Source organism: Dietzia sp. DQ11-38-2 (genome assembly GCF_014145055.1).
Taxonomy (GTDB): domain Bacteria; phylum Actinomycetota; class Actinomycetes; order Mycobacteriales; family Mycobacteriaceae; genus Dietzia.
The window spans coordinates 1-1,893 of the sequence record NZ_JAALDW010000444.1 but is presented as its reverse complement, the minus strand read 5'-3'; the positions used below and the strand labels follow the sequence as shown (position 1 = coordinate 1,893).

Here is a 1,893-nt window from a genome sequence, read left to right as displayed (position 1 = left end):
CCGCAGCACCCGGGCCCCCGCAGCACCCCGGGCCCCGCAGCACCCGGGCCCCGCAGCACACGGGCCCCGCAGCACCTCGGGACCCCGCAGCACCCGGTGAATGGTCGTGTCCGTTGTGATCAGATGGCGCCTCCGTCACAGTGGGCACGACCAACCTGTGAGGCGATGTGGTGGCGGCCGCGCTCGAGGGCCGCGCGGGCCTGGCGGAGCACCGCCCGAGGATTCCTGAGCATCGACCCGGTGACGCGGACCACCTGCCAGCCGAGTTCGGCGAGTTCGGCGTTGACCCGGGCGTCGTACTCCCATTGGTCCTTCCCTCGATGGACCTCGCCGTCATAGAAGACCGCGACCATCTCGGCCTCGTACGCGAGATCCGCGGTAGCGATTCTCGCTCCGTACTCGTTGCGGATCGCGACCTGTGGAGTCGGGTCGGGGAGGTCCGACCGGACGAGGAGTAGCCGAAGTCTGGTCTCCGGTGGCGAGTCCGCCCGCGGGTCGCACCAGTGCAGCAGGCCGCGCACCCTGCGCAGACCATGCAGTCCTCGCACGCTCTCCGCGAGTGCACTGACCTCGCTGACCGAAATGCGGGACCGATTGCACACGGCATCGATCTTCGCGATGGCGGCGTCGTCGTCGAACTCCCACCTCGCGACGTCGACCGCCGTCCGCGCCGCGGAGGTCACCCGGAGACCACCGATCGTCACCACGTGCCCGGCCGGCAGGGCACGCCGGAGTCGGCGCAACCGCACTCCGCGCGGAGCGGGCGCCGTACCGACCGCGTAGACGTCGACGCCTCTCCCGACCGCCGCCGGCGCGTACCAGCGCTCACGGTGGAACAGTCCCGCCGCGAGACCGCCGATCACAGCTCCGGCGGGCGCCCACAATGCTGCGCCGCGAACCAGGCGATCAGGGGTGACGGGCTCCCCGGCGGCCAGGTACACGTCGGGGAACAACCGGCGATGTCCTGACCTCAGCTGATGGCCGGTCAGGCGGCCGGCCTGCACCGCGGCACTTCCGACGAACGGCTCAGCAGGATCGGCTAGAGGCACCACAGCATCATCACGCGCCGCGTCCGATCACACCCGCCGGGAGCGTCGCCTGTGGAGGAGCAAAACGACCATCCACAACCACCCGCGCACGCCGGTGACAGTCGCAGGTGGTCCTCCCGCGTTCTGGTCGTGCCTAGCGCGGCGAGACGCGCGATTCACCGCAGCAGAGACGACCAAGACCGATGGACGCCTGAGTGCGTCGTCCCCCTGGCGCGTCGGCCTGCGGGTCAGCGCTCTGGTCGCCGGCCTGCGGGTCAGCCCTCTATCTGCTCGCCGATCTCCATCCAGCGTTCCTCGAGCTCCTCCTTCTCCGCTGTCACCTGCTTGAGGTCGCGGTCGAGCGAGGCGAGCTTCTCCGTGTCGAGCGCCTCTCCCGCGGCGGCGGTTAGCGCCTCGTGAAGAGCGGCCTGACGCGTGTCGAGCTTGAGCATCTGCCGCTCAATCCTGGACATCTCCTTGCGCAGCGCCCGCTCCTCGCCCGAGCTGAGACCGGCCCCGGCGGGCGCAGCGGACGCCGAGCCAGGCCCCGCACCCGAGCCCGCACCCGAGCCCGCATCCGAGCCCGCACCCGCACCGGACCCGGAGGCCGGCTGACGCAGGACCTTGCCCGAGTCGCCCGCGGCCCCGGCGCGGGCGCGGCGCTCGAGGTACTCGTCGATCCCCCGCGGGAGGTTGGTGAGCCCGCCGTCGCCGAACAGGGCCCACACCGAGTCGCAGATGCGCTCGACGAGGTAGCGGTCGTGGGAGATCACGACCATCGTGCCGGGCCAGCCGTCGAGCAGGTCCTCGAGCTGGCGGAGCGTGTCGATGTCGAGGTCGTTGGTGGGCTCGTCGAGCAGCAGCA

The 1,893-nt window shown here is 71.3% G+C and carries 1 protein-coding gene and 1 pseudogene; both read right to left on the bottom strand.

The genetic code is table 11. The features are described from left to right. Positions 1-119 precede the first annotated feature (119 nt). The gene (locus G6026_RS14090; RefSeq protein ID WP_194307633.1) at positions 120-1,004 is read right to left on the bottom strand and encodes a hypothetical protein; all 885 of its coding nucleotides are present in this window, start codon (positions 1,002-1,004) and stop codon (positions 120-122) included. A gap of 299 nt (positions 1,005-1,303) precedes the next feature. After that, positions 1,304-1,893 (bottom strand): annotated as a pseudogene (locus G6026_RS14085) (ABC-F family ATP-binding cassette domain-containing protein); the annotation flags it as partial.